Annotated in this window: 3 protein-coding genes and 1 pseudogene; all 4 read right to left on the bottom strand. The window is 38.9% G+C overall.

The window, feature by feature from the left end:
• Positions 1-545: 545 nt before the first annotated feature.
• Positions 546-878, bottom strand: coding sequence for a hypothetical protein (locus tag BACCOPRO_RS03995; RefSeq protein ID WP_008141174.1), 333 nt, complete (start codon positions 876-878; stop codon positions 546-548).
• Between the two features lie 4 nt (positions 879-882).
• Positions 883-2,013 (bottom strand): DUF4852 domain-containing protein, encoded by a 1,131-nt coding sequence (locus tag BACCOPRO_RS03990; protein ID WP_054861810.1) that lies wholly within the window; start codon positions 2,011-2,013, stop codon positions 883-885.
• Between the two features lie 199 nt (positions 2,014-2,212).
• Positions 2,213-3,103, bottom strand: coding sequence for a DUF4377 domain-containing protein (locus BACCOPRO_RS03985; protein WP_008141172.1), 891 nt, complete (start codon positions 3,101-3,103; stop codon positions 2,213-2,215).
• Between the two features lie 134 nt (positions 3,104-3,237).
• Positions 3,238-4,242 (bottom strand): annotated as a pseudogene (locus tag BACCOPRO_RS03980) (plasmid recombination protein); the annotation flags it as partial.

The following is a 4,242-nucleotide window of genomic DNA, read 5'->3' as shown; positions in this document are numbered from 1 at the left end:
AAAAAATTAAGGTTTCAAAGCTTTCTAATAATTTTTTGTTTTCAAGTTTTAGTCAAAGTTCTTCTTGTACTTACCTTATTTCTGTTAAGTTAATTAAACAATCTAATTTTACTCTTCGGATAACCGTTAAGCGCTATTTATAATGTTTAATAAAGCTTTATGCAACAAAGATAAACATATTTTTTAATTATTGAACGTATAAAATGTTTTTTTTTAAGATCCATCTACACTTTTCGAATATTGATTTGTTTTTTGTCTAGATAAAATTCAAATAATCCTCTAATTTCTATTTTAGATTTTTCTCGGTTTGACTTAACCGATTGAAGAATAAACTCTTAGCGAATTATTTGAGAAGTAGCGGTAACGAGTTAGCAACCGTGCAATTTTCAGCGTTTTACATTGCTATGCTGTCAAATAACTCTTTCATTTGCAAATATAATATCTTTTTCCGAAAGTACGAACTGTGACGGCAATTTTATAAAATTGATTGAAAAAAACAGAAAATGTAAGAAGCCCCCAGCGAGTTATCCCACCGGAGGCATAGCTTATTTATTACAATCACATTTTTGAAAAGTCCTTTCTTCTTTTACAACCTCTTGCTTTATAAGTTTATCATCAATAAAAGTAAAAGCTGTTGTTATAATATACCATGTACCTTTGTTTAATTCTTCTTTATAGAAGAGTTTTTCTTTCTCTTGATTGTCTTGTGTATAGGATATTTCCTTATTAAAAGGCTTTCCATATCTTTTTATGAAAAGATTTTTATCTATGCCCAAATTTATATTTTCAGAGCTGAATTTACTTATTCGACTGGATGTATAACATGATGTCAAGACGATTGTTAGCAATGTAGTCTGAATGATGTTTTTTAGTTTCATATTACTATTTATTGTTCTTTTTAGGTAGCGTTTGTGTACCAAGATAATTGTATGTCACTTCTTGTATGTTATAAGGGAAGACATTATAATAACCGTCCGTTTGTATAATTTCCATGTTCAAAGCTTTTTGACCGTATGCTTTACGGAGTGTTGACCACTCGAAATCGAATGATGTTCCGGGACACATCACCATGGTACGTTTATCAGGAAGTGATACTGGCTGTTGGAGGATGCGCACATATACGTATAGGGTAGCTGTTGGTGGCAAGGTCGCCGAGGTCATTTTACGCATAGTATAAATGCCTTGGGCAATGTTTTTTTTGCAAGGTAGGGTGGCAAATGACGGAGCGTTAGTGAAATGAAAGGCACAACTTCCCCATAAGCAATAACCTTGTTGGGATAATTCTCTGTTCTGCTTGGTTTCCACATTGACACACGTTAAGCCCGAAAGCGGGAAACGCTGTTGATTGATGTCGTACATTTGGAGTTCCGACAAACATTTGATACGGAAAACCTTATTGAAATCTGCATTTGCCACAGCTTGTTCCAGTTCTTTCCGATATGTTGTACGAAGTTCTTCCAATGCAAACGGGTCATTGGCTGCTTCTGCATACTGTTGGGGAGCAGAGAGAGAGGCATAGGTCTCGACTGATGCTGTGTCGATAGGTTTGCCGTAAAGTTTATGTGTGTAGGCGAACAAGATAGCCGGGGTAAGGTCGACAGCTCCATCCATATGGGAAACATGATGTCCGGACATGATGTTTCCTTTGGTTAAAGCCATGTTTAGATATACGCCAATCTTGAAATCGCCCTGTTCGGCAAAGACTATTTGGGGCGTTTCCGGCTGTTGGTAAATGCCGAACTGTTGATAGAGTTTGGGCTGGTAAGCAGGTATGTCGGTAATGACGGCAGTCCGTCCGGTTGAGTTTTTCGGATTCAACTTGTCGAATTTATTATCGGCGTTTATCTGCTTTATAAATAGATAGCCCGAAGGCAATGGTTCGCCAATACGGAGCGTGTCGCCTACTTTATAAGTACGACCGTCACAAGCATCAATGCTCTGCTGGGCTTGAAGGGGTTGGCATAACAAACAGACACCGCTTAACAACAAAACGGTCAGATTTATTCTTTTCATACGTTTTTTTGTGCTTAATTCTATAGTTCTCATTTTAATAGATTCTTATAATAGTTGCAATGATATAGTCAAACTGCGTTATTTTGAGAATTTTACACAAAAAAAGAATTGATTATCAACAAATTACGATTTAAATCCCTCTCAAACCAATTCTGTTTGACTATAATTAGGATGATTGATGCTCGCTGAAGATTTTATGTTATTTAATAGAAATGGCATAAGAAACCACAACTGTTTTCACTCCGGCTTGCGGATATTTATTTTTGTAGTATTCAGAAAGGTCTTTATAAAGATAAGCTACATCGGGGGTTAAATCTACGTTTCTTGATTTAGCAGAACGACCCATAAACACATCAAATGAAAGATAATTCGTTTCATTTCCATGTTCATCTAAAAAAGTCCATTTCCCATAACCAAACACATTTCCTTCTGGAGGAAGTAATTTGTAAGATTCTGGCATTTCTTCCGGGGCTTTGTTTTCGTTTTTTATAATACACGGTCCCAATGTATTATTATCGTCTTTTATTGCAATACATCTTAGGAATTTGTCTTCGCTCCGCCAAAGCATATAATGAAAATCCAAAGGAATAAAAGATTTTTTTTTCAATTCTTCTTCAATAAGTTTTTGATTATTATCTGCATCTACTACATATCTGTATTTAGGAAGCTGTACATTCTCATAGTATGATTTAGGGATAAAATGTAAAGGCAAATTTTCTGAATCTTTCCTATCTTTAGATATTATTTCAAGTAGTTCATATTCCGTCCATGCGGGATTTCCCATGCTATAATCCAAATAATTTGTTTCACTGATTTTTACCTTATATTCATATCCTTTCTCAAACTCAAATTCATCAATGACTCCAAGGCTCTCCCATTCTTGGGCATTTTCTTTCTTTACGGCATATACATCAGACAAATAATTAAATCCGTCTGACCAACAAACACCGGGTATCTTCTTTGATGCAATGGTTAAAGAATATTCCTTGTAGTCTGTCACTTTCTCACCCTCTTCATCTTTGTTATCACAACCTATAAAGCCGAATATACAGAGAAATAATATCAGTATTTCTAATTTTTGAGTTTTCATATCTATCAAATTTTACGATTCTGTATTTACTTTTATTTGCTCTATCCTTATTTTGTGTGCAAATATATAAAAAGTGCCATTCATAAGGCATTATGAACAGCACTTTTTTATTGTTTTCCAGCAAGATAAAACGGTTATATCTTCATTCCCCTACCTTTTTTTTGCGGTTGTATAGGTCGGCGTATGTTCTGCCTTAACTTCTCGAACTGTTCCTTGAACCACTCGGCAATGGGCTTTCGGTCAATGGCAAGAACCAGTCTCGTCCCGTCCGTGGGGTCTTTCACGACTTGAAACCCTGCCTTTTCGGTCGTGAATTTCCGTCCGTGTTCCTCCGAGTAAAGTTCCCCTGCATACTCCAACGGCTTTCCCTTGACGAGCGTTGCGGTTTGCCTTTCATCGAATCCCACAAGGCGGCATAGGTTTTCGATACGGAGCATTTCACGGAAATAGGGAAACCATGCCGCCGCCCTTGCGATTACCGTTTTCAAGAAAGATATTTCCTCCTTGTGCTTCGTTTCCTTGTCCGCTATCTCCCTGCGGTACTTCCGTTCTACTTCTGCCATCTGTCGGCTGTGGTCTGCCTGCATGTTCTGTATTCTGTCTTGCAGGGCTTCGATGGTTTCCTCGTGGTCGGCTACCTCCCTATGCAGGGCGATGTTCTCTTTTCCAATGTCTTGACCTTGTTGCTGCCGAAAAGAGAACCGACACTCTCGGCGATGTTGGCGGCTGCGGTGGTTGCTGCCCCTTTCAGCTTCTCGGTCTGTATTTCTTTTTTCGCCCGTCTTAGTTCTTCCCGTGCCGTTTCTTTCTGCTGTTGCAAATCCACCACTTCCGCTTTGAGGTTGTCGGCGAGTTTCTGTATATCCCGATAATACTGCTGCGTGGACTTGTGGCGAGCCTTCGAGCCGTCTATGCCCCTTTGCAACCCGTATTTCGCCATCGCCACGGCATAGGTATCTTGGTAGGACTTCAATTTCAGCCGTGTCATAATATCGTCTGCGCACAGCCTCACGGTGTCGGTCGGTTTCTTGCGGTATCGCTTTTTCGTCTGTTCCTCCCTTTTCCTGCGCTTTCGCTCTCCCTTGACGATGGGGGCGAGCGTAACGTGTATATGCGGTGTTTCCTCGTCCCTGTGCAGG

Origin of the sequence: Phocaeicola coprophilus DSM 18228 = JCM 13818, from assembly GCF_000157915.1 — a bacterium.
Taxonomy (GTDB): domain Bacteria; phylum Bacteroidota; class Bacteroidia; order Bacteroidales; family Bacteroidaceae; genus Phocaeicola; species Phocaeicola coprophilus.
The sequence above is the reverse complement of the archived record's forward strand: the minus strand, read 5'-3'. Positions and strand labels throughout refer to the sequence as shown.